General features: G+C 65.8%; 14 protein-coding genes and 1 pseudogene. 11 read left to right on the top strand and 4 right to left on the bottom strand.

Annotated features, from left to right (window positions below; all coding sequences use genetic code 11):
* The first annotated feature begins 85 nt into the window (after positions 1-85).
* Together AC5RUM_RS02120 and AC5RUM_RS02115 are read left to right on the top strand one after the other, a co-directional pair.
* On the top strand, positions 86-961 hold the full coding sequence (locus tag AC5RUM_RS02120; protein WP_494033381.1) for a class II fructose-bisphosphate aldolase: 876 nt from the start codon (positions 86-88) through the stop codon (positions 959-961).
* Between the two features lie 188 nt (positions 962-1149).
* A pseudogene (locus AC5RUM_RS02115) lies at positions 1150-1260 on the top strand (IclR family transcriptional regulator); the annotation flags it as partial.
* Between the two features lie 107 nt (positions 1261-1367).
* On the opposite strand, the gene AC5RUM_RS02110 reads toward AC5RUM_RS02115, so the two are convergent.
* From AC5RUM_RS02110 to AC5RUM_RS02100, 3 genes are all read right to left on the bottom strand, one after another.
* Entirely contained in the window at positions 1368-2183 is an 816-nt protein-coding gene (locus AC5RUM_RS02110) for an IclR family transcriptional regulator (RefSeq protein ID WP_494033380.1), read from the bottom strand.
* 117 nt (positions 2184-2300) lie between these two features.
* Positions 2301-3557 (bottom strand): aminopeptidase P family protein, encoded by a 1257-nt coding sequence (locus AC5RUM_RS02105; RefSeq protein WP_494033379.1) that lies wholly within the window; start codon positions 3555-3557, stop codon positions 2301-2303.
* A gap of 59 nt (positions 3558-3616) precedes the next feature.
* Entirely contained in the window at positions 3617-4975 is a 1359-nt protein-coding gene (locus AC5RUM_RS02100) for an MFS transporter (protein ID WP_494033378.1), read from the bottom strand.
* A gap of 226 nt (positions 4976-5201) precedes the next feature.
* On the opposite strand from AC5RUM_RS02100, the gene AC5RUM_RS02095 reads away from it, so the two are divergent.
* From AC5RUM_RS02095 to AC5RUM_RS02080, 4 genes are all read left to right on the top strand, one after another.
* Positions 5202-5369, top strand: coding sequence for a hypothetical protein (locus tag AC5RUM_RS02095; RefSeq protein ID WP_494033377.1), 168 nt, complete (start codon positions 5202-5204; stop codon positions 5367-5369).
* A 116-nt stretch (positions 5370-5485) separates the two neighbouring features.
* A complete protein-coding gene (locus AC5RUM_RS02090) occupies positions 5486-6802 on the top strand; it encodes an acyltransferase family protein (RefSeq protein WP_494033866.1) in 1317 nt (438 codons plus the stop codon).
* Positions 6799-7152, top strand: coding sequence for a GNAT family N-acetyltransferase (locus AC5RUM_RS02085; protein ID WP_494033376.1), 354 nt, complete (start codon positions 6799-6801; stop codon positions 7150-7152). The genes AC5RUM_RS02090 and AC5RUM_RS02085 overlap by 4 nt, the downstream gene beginning before the upstream one ends.
* A gap of 212 nt (positions 7153-7364) precedes the next feature.
* Positions 7365-7616 (top strand): hypothetical protein, encoded by a 252-nt coding sequence (locus tag AC5RUM_RS02080; RefSeq protein ID WP_494033375.1) that lies wholly within the window; start codon positions 7365-7367, stop codon positions 7614-7616.
* 61 nt (positions 7617-7677) lie between these two features.
* Here the strand turns inward: AC5RUM_RS02080 and AC5RUM_RS02075 are convergent, their stop codons facing one another.
* Complete coding sequence (locus AC5RUM_RS02075) at positions 7678-8124, bottom strand: hypothetical protein (protein ID WP_494033374.1); 447 nt, start codon at positions 8122-8124, stop codon at positions 7678-7680.
* 326 nt (positions 8125-8450) lie between these two features.
* On the opposite strand from AC5RUM_RS02075, the gene AC5RUM_RS02070 reads away from it, so the two are divergent.
* Genes AC5RUM_RS02070 through AC5RUM_RS02050 form a run of 5 tightly spaced genes read left to right on the top strand, consistent with a single transcriptional unit; the run spans position 8451 to position 15592 of the window.
* The gene (locus tag AC5RUM_RS02070) at positions 8451-10088 is read left to right on the top strand and encodes a pyridoxal phosphate-dependent decarboxylase family protein (protein ID WP_494033373.1); all 1638 of its coding nucleotides are present in this window, start codon (positions 8451-8453) and stop codon (positions 10086-10088) included.
* Positions 10085-11515, top strand: a complete 1431-nt coding sequence (locus tag AC5RUM_RS02065) for a lysine N(6)-hydroxylase/L-ornithine N(5)-oxygenase family protein (protein ID WP_494033372.1) — start codon at positions 10085-10087, stop codon at positions 11513-11515. Before AC5RUM_RS02070 ends, AC5RUM_RS02065 begins: the two co-directional genes overlap by 4 nt.
* Positions 11512-13224: an IucA/IucC family protein gene (locus tag AC5RUM_RS02060; protein ID WP_494033371.1), complete on the top strand. Its 1713-nt coding sequence runs from the start codon at positions 11512-11514 to the stop codon at positions 13222-13224. Before AC5RUM_RS02065 ends, AC5RUM_RS02060 begins: the two co-directional genes overlap by 4 nt.
* Entirely contained in the window at positions 13221-13820 is a 600-nt protein-coding gene (locus tag AC5RUM_RS02055; RefSeq protein WP_494033370.1) for a GNAT family N-acetyltransferase, read from the top strand. Before AC5RUM_RS02060 ends, AC5RUM_RS02055 begins: the two co-directional genes overlap by 4 nt.
* A complete protein-coding gene (locus AC5RUM_RS02050; RefSeq protein ID WP_494033369.1) occupies positions 13817-15592 on the top strand; it encodes an IucA/IucC family protein in 1776 nt (591 codons plus the stop codon). The genes AC5RUM_RS02055 and AC5RUM_RS02050 overlap by 4 nt, the downstream gene beginning before the upstream one ends.
* Positions 15593-15601 lie beyond the last annotated feature (9 nt).

Raw genomic sequence — 15601 nt, 5'->3', positions numbered from 1 at the left:
GGCCAGCAGCTGTTGCCCTGAAGGAGAAACCCACCGTGAACGCCGCCCCGACCACACATGATCCGATGGAACGGGCGGCGCTCTAATGCGCGCGCAGCTCGATGAACTTGTCGGATCCGCCCTCCGGCAGAGCTCCGCCGTCCCAGCCTTCACCTGCTACGACTTCACCACGGCCCTCGCTGTGGTCAGTGCCGCAGAAGAGGCCGGACGCGGCGTCATTCTGCTCGTGGCACCCAAGACGGCCGCCACTGTCAACGGCCTCAGGCTCATCACCGCACTTCGGGGGCTGGCAGATGCCGCCGCCGTACCCGTTGCCGTCCAGCTGGACCACGCCTCTGACCTTGAGGTCATTACGGCCGCCGTCGCCGCCGGTGCCGACTCCGTGCTGGCCGACGGGTCCTCGCTGCCGTACGAGGGCAACATCACCCTCGTCCGCGACGTGCGGGCCGCCCTCGAGGCCCGGGGGAGCGCCGGCGTCGTGATTGAAGCGGAACTTGGCGGGCTCGCCGGAGACGAAGACCGCGCCTTCGGTACCGGCGCGGACGACAACGCTGCCGGAAACGATTCGGCCGGACTCACTGATTCAGCCCAAGTGGAGGACTTCGTGGCCCGGACGGGCGCACAGTTGCTTGCCGTTGCGGTGGGCAACGTCCATGGCAAATACAAGGGCAGGCCTGAACTGCGCTGGGACGTGCTGCAGGACATCGCCGTGCGCACGCACATCCCGCTGGTACTTCACGGAGCATCCGGCATTCCCGCCGAGGAACTGGCGAAGGCCCCGGCCATGAACGTGGGCAAGGTCAACTTCAATACCGAGCTGCGTACCGGTGTTCTGTCCACACTGGAGGCGCAGACCGCCGCCCACCGGGCGGACGGCGAGAACCTCCAGGGCCTGCTGGCCCGCTGGAACGAGTCCGCCAAGGACTTCGCCACGTCAGCGCTGGCCATGCTGACCCGCTGACGTCCGGGAGCCGGGGGAGAGGCCAGGACCGAGGCATGATCCTGGCCTTCCTTGTGCTCCGCCCGTTCATGCCCCGGCGTGCCACAGTGTCTTGCGCAGCAGTGCCTTCAGTCAGCGATTCCCTCGAGTCCGGCCCGAATGGCGACTATCAGGAGCATCTTGCCATTGTTAAGGAACAGGGGTACGCCGTGAACGACGGCCATACAACCTTTGAAGAAGTCGGCATTTCCGCCGTCGTGCGGGACTACCGGAATGAGGTCGTGGGCTGCATCACGATGTCCGCACCGCGGTCCCGCACCGGACGGGACCGGATTGCTGCACATTCCGACCGAGTGCTGGTAGCAGCCCGGTCCGTTTCGGCCCGGCTCGGGCACCGTGCGGCGGTCCGCCAGCTTGCGGCGGGTCCTCAGGCGGTGAGCGCTCTTTTCTCTCTGGTCGCTCCGAGACGGGAGGTTACGCCGCGGGCGGTGGCCGCGCAGGATTCGCCCAGGTTGGCCAGGATCTCGGGGGAAACGCGGAAGCGTGGGGCAGCCGCTAGAACGGCTGCCACGACCTGGCCCCGGTGGTCGTATACCGGTGCCGCTGCGCCGGCTTCGTCCAGTGACGTTTCGCCGTCGTTGACGGCGTAGCCGCGGTCTGCCGCAACTTTGAGCCGCAGCAGGTAATCCTGAAGTGCCCTGTCATCGAGGCCGGGGAGTGCTATTGCTCCGCTGATGAGCAGGGTGCGGATACGTTCGGGCGGTTCTTTGGACAGGAAGACCTGCACCGAGGCGCTCAGGGCGTCGCAGTATCGGGTGCCCAGGGACGTGGTGTGTTTGACCTTGTGAGGGCTGGGAATTTGTTCCACGCAAATGGCTTCATTGCGGTCCCAAAGCATTAGGGCGCTGGTTTCGCCGGTGCGTTCAGTGAGGGCAAGCAAGAGGGGGTGGGCGATGCGCCGCACGTCCAGGTCCGCCAGCAGGGGCCCGGCGATCGCGATCAGGCCAAGGCCAAGCATGTAACGGCGGGTCTCGGGATCCTGCTGGACAAGGTTTTCGGCTTCCAGAGTTGCGAGGATGCGGGAAACGGTACTCTTGTGCAGCCCGACGCGGGCGGCGATCTCGGTTACCCCCAGAACGGGTTGTTCTTCGGAAAAGCACCGAAGCACTCCAATGGCGTTGACGATCACCGAGGCGCCGCGGGCGTCGCCGGTGCCTGGCTCTGGAGAAACAGTGGGGGTCATGGTGTTCACTACATTTCTTCGTATCAACGGGGGTGGGCATGCTCTCCCCGGCGGCTGGCCATAATGTGATGGACAGGTGCCGTTGTGGGGCGACCGGGGAGAGCACGTTTAGGGGTGTCAGGCCCCGATGATGTTGTATTCGGGTCCGAACGGGAACTTGGTGATGTTCTCCGCGCCGTCCTCGCCGACCACCAGGATGTCGTGCTCGCGGTAGCCGCCCGCTCCGGGCTGGCCGTCGAGGACGGTGATCATCGGCTCCATGGAAACCACCATTCCGGGTTCGAGCACGGTGTCGATGTCCTCGCGGAGCTCCAGCCCGGCTTCCCGGCCGTAGTAGTGGCTGAGGACGCCGAAGGAGTGCCCGTAACCGAAAGTGCGGTTGGCCAGCAGTCCGTGGCCCACGTAGATCTCGTTGAGCTCGGCGGCGATGTCCTTGCAGACAGCCCCTGGCTTGATCAGTTCGAGGCCGCGTTTGTGGACTTCCACGTTGATGTTCCACAGTTCCAGGGAGCGGGCATCGGGTTCGCCGTAGAACAGCGTGCGTTCCAGTGCCGTGTAGTAGCCGGACGTCATCGGGAAACAGTTCAGCGACAGGATGTCGTGCTCCTGGATCTTCCGCGTCGTGGCCCAGTTGTGCGCACCGTCCGTATTGATGCCGGACTGGAACCAGACCCAGGTGTCCCGGATCTCCGAGTCGGGGAACGTGCGGGCGATCTCGTGAACCATGGCTTCGGTTCCGATCAGCGCCACCTCGTACTCGGTGATCCCGGCGGTGATGGCGTTGCGGATGGCTTCGCCGCCCAGGTCGCCGATGCGCGCCCCGTGCTTGATGACCTCGATCTCCTCGGCGGACTTGATCATGCGTTGGCGCATCGCCGCCTGGGCCACATCCACCAGGGTTGCCGACCCGAAGGCCGCCTGGATCTTGTTGCGGTTGTCCAGCGGCAGGGAGTCGTCCTCGACGCCGAGCCGGCGGACGTTGATGCCGCGGGTGCGGAGAACTTCCTGGATCGCGTGGATGTAGTTGTCCCGGCGCCAGTCGGTGTAGACGATGTTGTCGCCGTAGCTGCGGCGCCAGGGCATGCCGGCGTCGATGTTTGCCGTGACCGTTACGGTGTCGTCCTTCGTGACCACCATGGCGTAGGACCGGCCGAAGTAGGTGAACAGGAAGTCGGAGTAGTACTTGATCGAGTGGTAGCTCGTGAGGACGACGGCGTCCAGTTCCTTCTCTGCCATGATGCGGCGGAGGCCCGCGAGCCGGCGTTCGAACTCGGCGTTGGAGAAAGTCAGCATTTCCTTCTGGCCATTGTGCAGGACCTTCAGGCGTTCCAGTTCGGCGATGGACGTGGCGTGCTCGGATGATGTGGTCGTCATTGTGGTGATGCCTTTCTTTGGTGCGGCTAATTAGATGGCAAACTTCGGAGTCCGCCGGACTATTCGTGGCGGAGCGGTTCCTTGCCGGTTTCGCGGGAGAGGGCGACGGCGATCAGGGAGATGACAGCTGCGCCGACCAGGTACCAGGCCGGAGCCAGGTCGTTGACAGTGGCCGCAATCAGCAGGGTGGCCATGAACGGAGCCGTGCCGCCGAACAGGGCGTTGGAGAGGTTGAAGCTGACCGCGAAGCCGCTGTAGCGGACCCGGGTCGGGAACATTTCCGCCAGGAAGCTCGGCAGCGTGCCGTCATTGAGCGTCAGCATGGCGCCCAACAGGATCTGGACGAGGACAATCACCAGGAAGTTCCCAGTGCCCAACAGTGCGAACGCAGGTACGGTCAGCAGGATGAAGGTAACGGATGCGGAGATGAGCACCTTCTTGCGGCCGAAGCGGTCCGAGAGCATCCCGGTCAGGAAGATGAACCCGATGTACGTTACCAAGGCGATGGTGGTGGCCAGGAAGGATTCAGTTTCGCCGAGGCCCAGCTCGGCGGACAAGTAGGTGGGCATGTAGCTGAGAATCACGTAAAAGCCGACGGCGTTGAGCAGCACGGCTCCGACGGCCTGCAGCAGCTGCCGCCAGTGGTTCCGGAACAGTGCGCTGACCGGTGCCTTGATGGTCTCGTCCTCGGCTGCCAGTTCGCGGAACACCGGGGTGTCTTCGAGCTTGGTCCGGATGTAGCGTCCGATCAGTCCCATCGGGGCGGCCAGCAGGAACGGCAGGCGCCAACCCCAGCTTTGCATTGCCTCGGAACTGAGCAGGGCCGTCAGCAGGCCTGCGAACAGGGAGCCGAGGAGCAGGCCAGCGGCGGTGCTGGCGGGAACGACCGCGGCGTAAAGGCCGCGCCTGTTGGCGGGGGCGTACTCCACCAGGAAGGCAGACGCCCCGGCGTACTCACCGGAGGCGGAGAAGCCCTGGACGACCCTGATGAGCAGCAGGAGGATCGGAGCCCAGATGCCGATGGTGCCGTATCCCGGGATCAGCGCGATGCAGAACGTCGCCCCGGACATGATCAGGATTGACAAGGACAGTGCGTTCCGCCGGCCGACCTTGTCGCCGATGTGGCCCCAGACGAAGCCGCCGAGCGGGCGCACCAGGAACGATATTGCGAAGAGGGCGAAAGTCAGCAGAAGCCCCGTCTGGGGATCGGATTCGGGGAAGAAAACCACGGAAATCGTCACGGCCAGATAGCCATACACGGCGTAGTCGAACCACTCGACGAAGTTGCCGATAAAGCTGGCAGCGACGACTCTGCGCCGGGTGTCCTTGCTGACCGCAGGGTTAGCGGCGTGCGGCGCTCCGCCCGGCATCTTGTCCGGAACGGTTGCCGCTGCCGCTGGATTTTGTTCGTTACTCATATGTCCACCAATAAAATTGTGGGTTGCATTGAACGCAACGCTGTTGCACCAGAATATGGGGTGAGTTGGAACACAGTCAAGGGTTTTCCGATCGTCTCAAGGGAAACCTGTCTACGCCGTTCGGCGGTTACAGGGCGATAGATGTAACACGATGGCACCGGGGGTTGCAACTAATGCAACTCTGTTGTGCTTATGCATCAGTTTTCCTGAACCGAGAGCGCTCGCTTTGACCTGCACGTTGAATGTTTTCCTGGCCAGCGTCGACGCTGAAGTTCAGCGGGCCATCGACCACGACTGGAACGCCTGGTCCGTGCTCTTCGTCAACGACATGCCGCCGACGGCCAGCGGCAAAATCCGGAAGGCAGAGCTGCGGCAGACGTCCGGTCAGGCCTGATGCGCAAGACTCACCGCGGGGAGGCACGGTGCTGCGGCTGCTGGCACCCTGTCCCGCTCCGACGGACAATGGACGTGACAACGACGTTCGCCAGTTCCGCGTTGGTGAGGGGCGCCATGGAGGGTTCATCGCAGCGGCCAGGGTCCGTCGGCGGCACGGCCGCGCCGGAGCGTGACCTGGCCATCGACCTGGCCCGGTTCGTCTGCCTCGCCCTCGTGGTGGTGGGGCACTGCATGATGGCGAGCCCCGTGCTGCACCCGGACGGCACGGTCACCACCGAAAACACGCTGGCGGAACAAGACTGGTTTGAGCTGATCATCTGGATCTTCATGGTGATGCCGCTGTTCTTCGTGACCGGCGGCATCACCGGGCTGCAGTCATGGCGCCGGATGCAGGCCCGCGGAGGCACGGGCTATGAGTTCGCCCAAACGCGCCTGCTGCGCCTCATCCGGCCGGCATCGGCACTGCTCGCGGTGATGTTCGCCGCCCTCTGGGCCGCGCTGCTGCTGGGCGTCGATCCCCAGGTGGTGGAGCTGTCGGCCAGCGGGGCCGGGATGCCGCTCTGGTTCCTGGCCGCATACCTCGCCGCGCAGCTGAACCTCCCCCTCCTGGCCAGGCTCCACCGGCGTGCGCCCTGGCTGACGCTGGGCGCACTCACTGCGCTCGTCATTGCGGTCGATTGCTTCCGCGGTGCCATGCCGCTCCTCGCCTATGTCAACATGCTCTTCCTGTGGTGCGCCGTGCAGCAGCTCGGCTTCTTCATGGCGGACGGTTTCCTCGCCCGCCGCAGCAGGTCGTGGCTCGTGGGGCTGATCGCGGCCAGCAATCTGCTGCTGCTGACCCTCACGGGGCTGGGCCTGTACCGGGACAACATGCTGGTGAACCTGAACCCACCCAATTTCTGCCTGCTGCTGCTCGGTATTTCCCAGGCCGCCACCCTGGAGCTTTTCCGGCCGGCGCTGCGGCGGATCGCCGCTGTCCCCTGGTTCCGGACGATGGTGGCCGTGGTCGGCCGGCATGCCATGACGGTGTATCTCTGGCACCTGCCCCTGCTCGCCGCCATGGCCGGGCTGCTTCTGCTCACCGACTTTCCCAAGCCCGCGTCCGCCACCGCTGCCTGGTGGTGGTCGCGGCCGCTGGTGCTCCTTGGCGTTATTGCGCTGCTGCTGCCCGTCGTCGCCATGTTCGGGCGGCTGGAGGAACGGCCGACGGCGGCGGCCCACTCCCGCGGGCGGCCCCGTGCCGCTGTGGTGACTGCCGCCGTCGTCGTCTTTATCCCCGTGGCCGACGCCGCATTCAACGGCGTGACTCTGGCCCTCCTGGGCGGCGGTGCCGCCTGCTTCACGCTTGCTGTCCTGCTTCTGGGCAGGGTGCCGCCGCGTGCGGCAGAAGCATTGCCAGTCCGGTCTTTAAGTGCCAATGTCGAACCATGACGGAGAACACGGTATCCACCGAGGATCAATTCACCCCGGATGTCAGCACCTTCCGGAACGATAAACTCCACCGCTACGAGCTGCACGTTGGGGGAAAGCTCGCGGTGCATATCCGGTTCATGGACAAGCCCGGGCATGTCGACTTCATCCACACGGAAACGGCCGAGGAGTTCCAGGGCCAGGGGCTCGCCAACGTCCTCGTGCACTTCGCGCTGGACGACGTCGTGGCCGCGGGGAAGAGGATCATTCCGCACTGCCCGTTCACCGCGCGGTACCTTCGCAAGCATGAAGTCTATACGCAGTGCATCGACTGGCCGGAGGAGGCAGCGCCCAAACTCCTCGGGACCTGAACCGCGCACAGGCTTGTGACCCCCGCGACATTTCCGTAGGCTCAGTCTGGGCTATGCAGTTGGCTTGCGGACTTTCGCCGGGAGAATTCTTTGAACCACAAACTGCGTGCCCTTGTCCGAGTGGACCTTGATCCCGGACGTGCCACCCTCGACACCGGTGGCTGCCTTACCCGGGCGGACTTCCCTGTGCCGGTCAAAGCGGGGAGTGCCAGATGAGCGCGGAAGAACTCGCCCGCTGCCTCGACGATTCCGTGGACCCGGCAGAAACAGTCGCAGCCATGTCGGAGCCGGCGCTCGCCGAACTGGCCGACGCCCTCTACCGTCATCTGGATACCCCCAGCCCCGCCTTCGGCGCCCACTCGTGGTACGCCCAGGTCAGGGATGAACTCCGGTTGCGGCGGCTGACCGGCGCCGGGCCTGAGGCTGCGGAATCCAGCGAGCAGAGCAGGGCCGGCGGGCCGTGAGGTTCCGGCCAGCCAGCAATTCCGCCCCACCTCGCGCCTGCGCACCACTACAACTTGCGCGCTACAACGGCGGGGGCTCCTCTTCCGGGCCGCGGCGCCACTGGTTTTCCCTATTGCGGCGCCACTGGCCTGCATGCCAGAACAGCAGGCCCATGATGCCCAGCAGTCCGGCAAACAGCAGGAAGGGTGCGAAGGTCATCCACATGTAGCCCACTGGCGTGGATTCTGTTGATCCTGGTGAGTTAAGCACTTCCTGGGCAATCGTGAATGCCCCGAAGGCAGCCATGATCAGACCTGCGGCGACTGCCCAGAGGATGACGATGAATGGGTTGAGGTTCAGCCTGCTTTGCCCCGCCGCATCGGTCTCCGCCGCGCCCCATTGGCGCCTTCCTGGGCTGTAGCTGCCGGCGCCGGGTCCGCCGCCGGCGTGCTCGCGGCCGAAGCGGGAAGGGTTTCCCCGCGCATCAATCTCCCTGAAGTTGATCGGGTCAGAACCGGCGTCGGACATATCCACTGCTTCCCGCCGCGCCCGGGGTTGCCCCGGTGCGCAGGCCTGTTGGCAACCTTGCAAGGAACTCTACTCCGGAGCTCTGCCGGCGGCCATGGAGGCTGAGGCGGCACCTGAGGCGGCGCCCCTTCACCCTGGACAGCGAAACCGGCATTGTGCGCCCTCATCCCACCAAGGGAAAGTCAATGACGCGCGCTTTACACAGGGAATCCGCGCCAGTTCGCGGGTTTTTGGAATTACAACACGAAAGTTTGACTAAAAGGGTCGCCTAAGTAAGGCTTGCCTTGCTCTGAGTGTTTTCCAAGCCCGAGAAGAGGACCACCGCCGTGACGTTGCTGCCCCCCGTTCATGAGATGTCAGCGAGCGAGATCTACGCCGACCAAGGAATTGCCGACGACGCCGGCGCGGATAAGGCACCTCCGGGCCACGCTTATCCCGATTTTGGGTCTCGCGTAGAGCTTGCGCTGTCCGCCAGCAACCATCTCTTCAACGCCCGCAACGCCCCGCGCTACGTGGCCCAGGTGCTGCAGGGCGTCAACGCCGTGGCCACCAAACTCGAGCGGACCACCCGACCGTTCACCGGGGTCGGACCCTCGGAAATGCAGCGCCGCGTACGGGAGGTGGACCTGGACCGGCCGCTGCCGGATACGGCAGCTGCACTTGAGGAACTCGAGGAGGTCTACCTCCGCGACGCCGTCTACTTCCACGATCCCAAATACGCCGCCCATCTGAACTGCCCCGTGGTCATCCCGGCGCTCGTGGGGGAGGCAGTCCTTTCGGCCGTGAATTCATCCCTGGACACCTGGGACCAGAGCGCCGGGGGCACCATGATCGAGCGGCGCCTCGTCGAATGGACCGCCGACCGCCTGCACCTCGGCGCCGCTGCGGACGGCGTCTTCACGTCCGGGGGAAGCCAGTCCAACTTCCAGGCCCTCCTGATTGCGCGGAACCACTCCGTGGCGGCCCTGCGGCAGAACCCCGAAGCCGCAGGGCTCAGGCTCCCTGCCCTGCTGGACAGGCTGCGCATCTTCACGTCCGAGGACAGCCACTTCAGCATCCGGAAGTCGGCCTCCATGCTGGGGCTGGGCTACGACGCCGTCGTTCCCGTGCGCTGCGAAACCGACCACCGCATGGACCCCGCAGCCCTCGCCGAGGCGCTCGCGGACGCCCATGACAGCGGGCTGGTGCCGATGGCGGTCGTGGCCACCGCGGGCACCACCGACTTCGGTGCGGTGGACCCGCTTGCCGAAACCGCCGCGCTGGCCCGTGCCTACGGATCCTGGTTCCACGTGGACGCCGCGTACGGCGGAGGGCTCATCGTGTCGGGGCGGTACCGGCACCTCCTGACAGGCATTGGCCTGGCGGATTCCGTCACAGTCGACTTCCACAAGACGTTCTTCCAGCCGGTCAGCTCAAGCGCGCTGCTGGTCCGGGACGGCGCCATGCTCCGCCACGTGACCTACTACGCCGACTACCTGAACCCGGAGGCCGCCGCCCTGGCCGACATTCCCAACCAGGTGGACAAGAGCATCCAGACCACGCGGCGCTTCGATGCGCTCAAACTGTGGCTGACCCTGCGGATCATGGGCGCGGACGCCGTTGGAGCGCTGTTCGACGAGGCGATCGACCTCGCCGGGAGGGTGGGCGCTCTGTTGGCGGCGAATCCCGACTTCGAACTGGCCGCCCGGCCCCAGCTCAGCACCCTCGTCTTCCGGTACAGGCCGCTGCTCGACGACGGAACACGCCTTTCCGAGGAAGAGGCGGACGTTCTGAACCCCGCCATCAGAGCCGCCGTCTTCGACTCGGGCGAAGCGGTGGTGGCCGGTACCAAGGTGGGCGGCCGGCACTTCCTCAAGTTCACCCTCCTCAACGCCGAGGCCACGCTCGAGGACATCAGCGAAATCATCAGCCTGCTCCGCGGAACCGGTGCTGCGCTGCTGAACCGGACGGAGTCGGCAGCATGAGCACCCAGGCCTTTGACACTTCCAGCGCGTCCCGCATTTACGACATCGCCGGAATCGGCGTCGGGCCCTTCAACCTGGGTCTCGCCGCGCTGAGCGCCTCCGTTGAGGGACTCGACGCGGTGTTCCTGGAGCGCCGCGAATCCTTCGACTGGCACCCCGGCATGATGCTGGAGCCCGCCCACCTGCAGGTGCCGTTCATGGCGGACCTCGTGACGCTCGCTGACCCCACCTCGCCCTATTCGTTCCTGAACTTCCTCAAGCAGACCGGACGGCTCTACCGCTTCTTTATCCGGGAGAACTTCTACCCGCTGCGCGCCGAGTACAACCAGTACTGCCAATGGGTGGCGGGCCAGCTCGACTCGGTTAGGTTCGGCACGGACGTCCGGAACATCACGTACGGCGACGGCGTGTACACGCTTTCGGTGGACGGTCCGGCCGGCGCTGAGGTGCTCCGCGCGCGGAGGCTGGTGCTCGGCACTGGAACATCGCCCTATGTTCCGGCTGCCTGCGACGGAATCGTCGATGCGGCAGCCAACGGCGGCGGAGTGGTCCTTCACAACGCCGATTACCTCTCGCGGAAGAGTGAACTGCAGAAGCAGCGCAGCATCACCATCGTGGGCAGCGGCCAGAGCGCGGCGGAAATCTACTACGAGCTGCTGCAGGAGATCGACGTCCACGGGTACCAGCTGAACTGGGTCACCCGCTCGGGCCGGTTCTTCCCGCTGGAGTACACCAAACTCACGCTGGAAATGACGTCTCCGGAATACGTGGACTACTTCCACGGCCTCCCGCAGGAGCGGCGCGACGGGCTCATCAAGAGCCAGAAGAACCTGTACAAGGGCATCAATTCCGAGCTCATTGACGCCATCTACGACCTCCTGTACACCAAGAGCCTCTCTGGCCTCGTGGATACCCGGCTGTTCACGCACTCTGCGCTGACCGGAGCGTCGTGGGACCCCGCCTCGGGGTCGCATACGCTGCGGCTGCGGCATGAGGAACAGGGCGCCGGCTATTCACTGGACACCGAGGCCGTGGTTCTGGCCACCGGCTACAGCTACCGCGAGCCGGCGTTCCTGGCCGGAGTGCAGGACCGGATCGCCCGGGACAGCAACGGCAGGTTCGCCGTCGAACGCAACTACAGCACCGGCGTCGAACCCGGCGAAATCTTCGTCCAGAACGCCGAGCTCCACACCCACGGCTTCGTCACCCCGGACCTCGGCATGGCTGCATACCGGAACTCATGCATCCTGCGCGAAGTCACCGGCCGGGAGGTCTACGCCGTGGAGCGCAGCATCGCCTTCCAGCAGTTCGGGGTGCCTCAGTCCTTTCCCCAAACCGATCCCCTTCAACACCTACCCCAGCAGACGGAGTTTCCCATGCCACAGTCCCACGTTCCCGCAACCACCCAGATTGGGGATGCATCATGAGCGCCTCAGAAACCATCGATCTGCAGATTCTGGCGGACTCAGCGCACGTTGACGCGGTACTCCGCTGTTGGGTGCGGGAACGCGGGGTGACGGTCGACGGCGACGGCATCTTCACGGCGGTCCCCGGCACGTCGCTGAACGTGAGCGCACGCTGCACCCATTTCTCCCGGACAGGTCTGCACAGCTTCACGGACGTGGCGGTGGTGCACGCCGACGGGACGCGGCATGCCGTCAGCGCCGAAGAACTGCTGGCCCTCCTGACAACAGGGGCCGAAGAACAGGAACGTTCGCTCCTGCTGAGCCGCACGCGGGAATCCATCCGCAACGTCAGCACCTTCGCTGCGCGGGAACGGAACGCTTCGCTGGACGGGCCGTTGTTCCTGGACGGTGAGCGGTCCCTGCTCCTTGGCCACTTGCAGCATCCCGCCCCGAAAAGCAGGGACGAACTCAGCGCAGCCGAACTCGAGGCGTACTCGCCCGAGCTCGGCGGCCGCTTCCAGCTGCACTGGTTCGAGGCCCACCGCTCGGTGGTCGCCCAGGACCAGGCGGCGGCCGCGCCTTCGCTCGGGGGCAAGGACGTCCACGGACTGCTGGCTGCCATCGCCGGGTACAGCCCTGCGGCAGGTCACGTGCTGATCCCGGCACACCCCTGGCAGGCGGAGGCAGTCCGGCAGCGCAAAGCCGTCCAGGACCTGATGGCCGCCGGGCTGCTGCGGCCGCTGGGCCCCCTGGGTGATGAGTGGTGGGCCACGTCAAGCCTGCGCACGCTCTTCCACCCGGACCACCCGGTGATGCTGAAGGTGTCCACGGGACTGAAGATCACCAACTCCGTCAGGGAGGCCACCGCCACGGAGCTCAAGCGGGGCGTCGAGATAAACCGGCTCATTGATGCCGGCTATGTCAGCTACAGCGATCCGGACTTCACGATCGTCAGGGACCCTGCCTGGGCGGCAGTCATCGACCCCTCGGATGCCGCCGGAGGAACCCTGACCGGACTCGACGTCTCCCTCCGCGAGGTTCCGGAAGGAGTGGAGCGGATGGTGTGCCTTGCCGGGCTCATCGCGCCTTCGGCCCCCTCCGTCACCTCCGGCACCGCAGGTCCGGGCCCGTGGGGGCCCAGCCTGCTCGCACGCTGGTGCGCCGATCCCGTGGCCTGGCTTGGCAGTTATGTTGACCAGGTGCTCCTGCCGATGCTGAGCCTGTACGCGAGCACGGGCATCGGGCTCGAAGGCCACCAGCAGAACACCCTCGTCCGGCTGGACGCCGACGGCCGGATCACGGGAGGCGCCTACCGCGACAACCAGGGCTACTACCTGGCCGCTTCCCGCCTGGCCGACGTCCTGGCCTGCACCGGCGAGGAAAGCAGCACCCTGGCCGTTGTCGACGACGGCATCGTCGACGACCGGCTCACCTACTACCTCCTGCACAACCAGGTGCTCTCCCTGGTCGGATCGATGGCAGCCGAAGGAATGGCGGATGAGGAAATCCTGCTGGAGGTGGTCCGCGAGCGCCTGCAGGCGGCGCTACCGGCCCTGGCCGAGGCGGGCCCGGCCGGGGTGCGGCTGGTGAACCGCTGGCTGAATGCCCCGACCCTGCCCTGCAAGGCGCACCTGGCGACCCGGCTGGCCGGAATCGACGAGGTGGTGGCGCCACTGGACGCCCAGTCGGTCTACCTTGACGTTCCCAACCCCCTGGTGGTCAGCGCATGACGAGCCTGAACTGGAACCGGAACCTGGTGCTGGAGGGGCACGTCCTGCGGCTGGCCGCACCTGCTGACGCCGAAGGCCTGGCAGCGCTCATGGCAGAGCCCGACGTCGAGCAGTGGTGGCACCAGGCGTGGGAGGCGGACCGATGGGCGGAATACGTTACCGGCCTGCTCCATGACCCCAACAGCCTGGCGCTGACGCTGGCCGAAGGAGACCGCGTGACAGGGTACGTCGAGGTCTACCGGGTGGCAGCCGACGTCCTTGGCCGGCATGTCGACCACACGCAGACCGACCTTGGGATGCACCTCGCCCTGGGGGAAGGAGCGCGGGGACGGGGCCTGGGCGCACGCCTGATCCGCGGCGTGCTGGACAGCGCCGCGGAGATCCTGCCCGGCTGCGGGCGTCTTGTGGCCGAGCCCGACTTCCTGAACAAACGGTCCCACCGCGCCTTCGGCGACGCCGGGTTTGCGGCAGTGGACGCCGTCCAGCTGCCCGACAAGACTGCAATGCTCATGGCTGCCGAGCCACCGCTGCCTTGGCAGGACACAGGATCGCTTGAGCATGTGAATATAGCCGGCCGCGAGGGAGCCCCGCTGTGACCCATCTGCCATCCGCAAGGCTTCTGGCGAAGCTCATTGGCGCCCTGCTCTCCGAGGAACTGCTCAGTGCGGAATCAACCAGTGCCGATTCAACCAGCGCCGAACCAGCAAAAGCTGCGCACCTGCAGCTCCACCTCGACAGTTCGTCCTACCTGTTCCAGGCCAGGCGGACCGGCTTCGGCTCCTACGTCGTCGATCCGGGAACCATCCGCCGGGTCAGCCGGGGCGTGCTCGGCGACGACGAGAGCGAACCGGCGGACGATCCGGGGCGGTTCGTCGTGGATGCGGCCAGCACGCTGGGCCTGACCGGGACGACCGTGGCCAACTACATCGCCGAGCTTTCCGCAACACTCGCCGCCGATGCGCAGCTGGCAGTGAAGGGTATCCCGGCGAAGGAACTGGTTCGCCTGCCGCACGCCCATATGGAAGGACAGCTGACCGGCCACCCCCTGCTGGTGGCCAATAAGGGAAGGCTCGGCTTCTCGGCATCCGACTGCGCACAGTATGCCCCGGAAGCCGGCAGGCCGCTGCGTCCGGTGTGGCTGGCCGTGTCACGCCGGCTGGCCGAGTTCCGGTCCGTTCCATCCATGTCGGAGGAGGACCTGATCGACCGCGAACTGGATCCCGCGACACAGGAACGCTTCAAGGCCGTCCTGCGCGATGCCGGGGCCGACCCGGCCGGCTACGTGCAGCTCCCTGCGCATCCGTGGCAGGTGGATCACGTGGTCCGGCAGCTGTGGTCCGGAAGCCTGCTGTCCGGTCAGATCGTGGTCCTGGGGGAACAGGAGGACCACTACCTGCCCACACAGTCGATCCGTACCCTCGTGAACGCTGATGAGCCGTCCAAACTCCAGATGAAGCTGCCGCTGAAGATCCTCAACACGTCGGTGTACCGGGGTATCCCCAGGCACTGCTCGCTGGCGGCTCCGATGACCACCCACTGGATGCGTTCCATCTGGGACGCGGACCCCTTCCTTAACCGCCACACCGTGCTGCTCGGTGAAGTTGCGTCCGTGACGGTCCGCCACCCCCACCTGGCGGACTACCCGGGCGTGCCCTATCAATGGGACGAGACACTGGGCTGCATCTGGCGGGAGCCCGTGGACCCTGCCCTTGCGGAGGGCGAGACGGTATGGCCGTTGGCGATGGTGCTGCACGAGGACCCGATGGGTGACACGGCGCTCGAAGCGCTGGCTGAACTCTCCGGCCGCGAGCTGGCGGACTGGCTCGCGGCACTGGTGTCCGTTACGGTCCGGCCGCTGCTGCACCTGCTGCACACCTACGGGGTGAGCGTGAACCCGCACGGCGAGAACCTCATGGTTATTTGTGACGCCGAGGGAATGCCGAGCCGCCTGGTCATAAAGGACCTCGTCGACGACGTGTGCGTGAGCACCGACCTGGTTCCGGCGCGTTCCTGGGAACCGGACGGCCACGTCCGTGTCCTGCCCCGCAAACCATGGCACGTGCTGCGGCAGTACATTGTTGACGCGCTGTTCCTTGGCGTGTGGGGCCCGCTCGGTGAGTTGCTCGATCTCCGGGACCTGCCGATGGCATCGGCGGACCTGTGGAACCTCACCCGCGACGTCATCACCGAGTACGCCGACTCCCATCCCGGGCAGGCTGCCCGGCTGGAAGCCAGCGGTTTCCTGGGGAAAGAGTTCGGCCGCTACCCGCTCAACGGCTATCGCCTGCGGCTGGGCTACACCGATCTCGATACCCGGCCGCCCGTACCCAAGGCAGGAACCATGCCGAACCCGATGTACAGGCCCTGAACCGCATGT

This window comes from Arthrobacter sp. B2060 (assembly GCF_059090445.1).
The sequence above is the reverse complement of the archived record's forward strand: the minus strand, read 5'-3'. Positions and strand labels throughout refer to the sequence as shown.

Bases quoted from the DNA above. Each gene is read 5' to 3' on its own strand.
- AC5RUM_RS02120 (WP_494033381.1), top strand. From the start codon at position 86: ATGCGCGCGCAGCTCGATGAACTTGTCGGATCCGCCCTCCGGCAGAGC.
- AC5RUM_RS02110 (WP_494033380.1), bottom strand. From the start codon at position 2,183: ATGACCCCCACTGTTTCTCCAGAGCCAGGCACCGGCGACGCCCGCGGC.
- AC5RUM_RS02105 (WP_494033379.1), bottom strand. From the start codon at position 3,557: ATGACGACCACATCATCCGAGCACGCCACGTCCATCGCCGAACTGGAA.
- AC5RUM_RS02100 (WP_494033378.1), bottom strand. From the start codon at position 4,975: ATGAGTAACGAACAAAATCCAGCGGCAGCGGCAACCGTTCCGGACAAG.
- AC5RUM_RS02090 (WP_494033866.1), top strand. From the start codon at position 5,486: ATGGAGGGTTCATCGCAGCGGCCAGGGTCCGTCGGCGGCACGGCCGCG.
- AC5RUM_RS02085 (WP_494033376.1), top strand. From the start codon at position 6,799: ATGACGGAGAACACGGTATCCACCGAGGATCAATTCACCCCGGATGTC.
- AC5RUM_RS02080 (WP_494033375.1), top strand. From the start codon at position 7,365: ATGAGCGCGGAAGAACTCGCCCGCTGCCTCGACGATTCCGTGGACCCG.
- AC5RUM_RS02075 (WP_494033374.1), bottom strand. From the start codon at position 8,124: ATGTCCGACGCCGGTTCTGACCCGATCAACTTCAGGGAGATTGATGCG.
- AC5RUM_RS02065 (WP_494033372.1), top strand. From the start codon at position 10,085: ATGAGCACCCAGGCCTTTGACACTTCCAGCGCGTCCCGCATTTACGAC.
- AC5RUM_RS02060 (WP_494033371.1), top strand. From the start codon at position 11,512: ATGAGCGCCTCAGAAACCATCGATCTGCAGATTCTGGCGGACTCAGCG.
- AC5RUM_RS02055 (WP_494033370.1), top strand. From the start codon at position 13,221: ATGACGAGCCTGAACTGGAACCGGAACCTGGTGCTGGAGGGGCACGTC.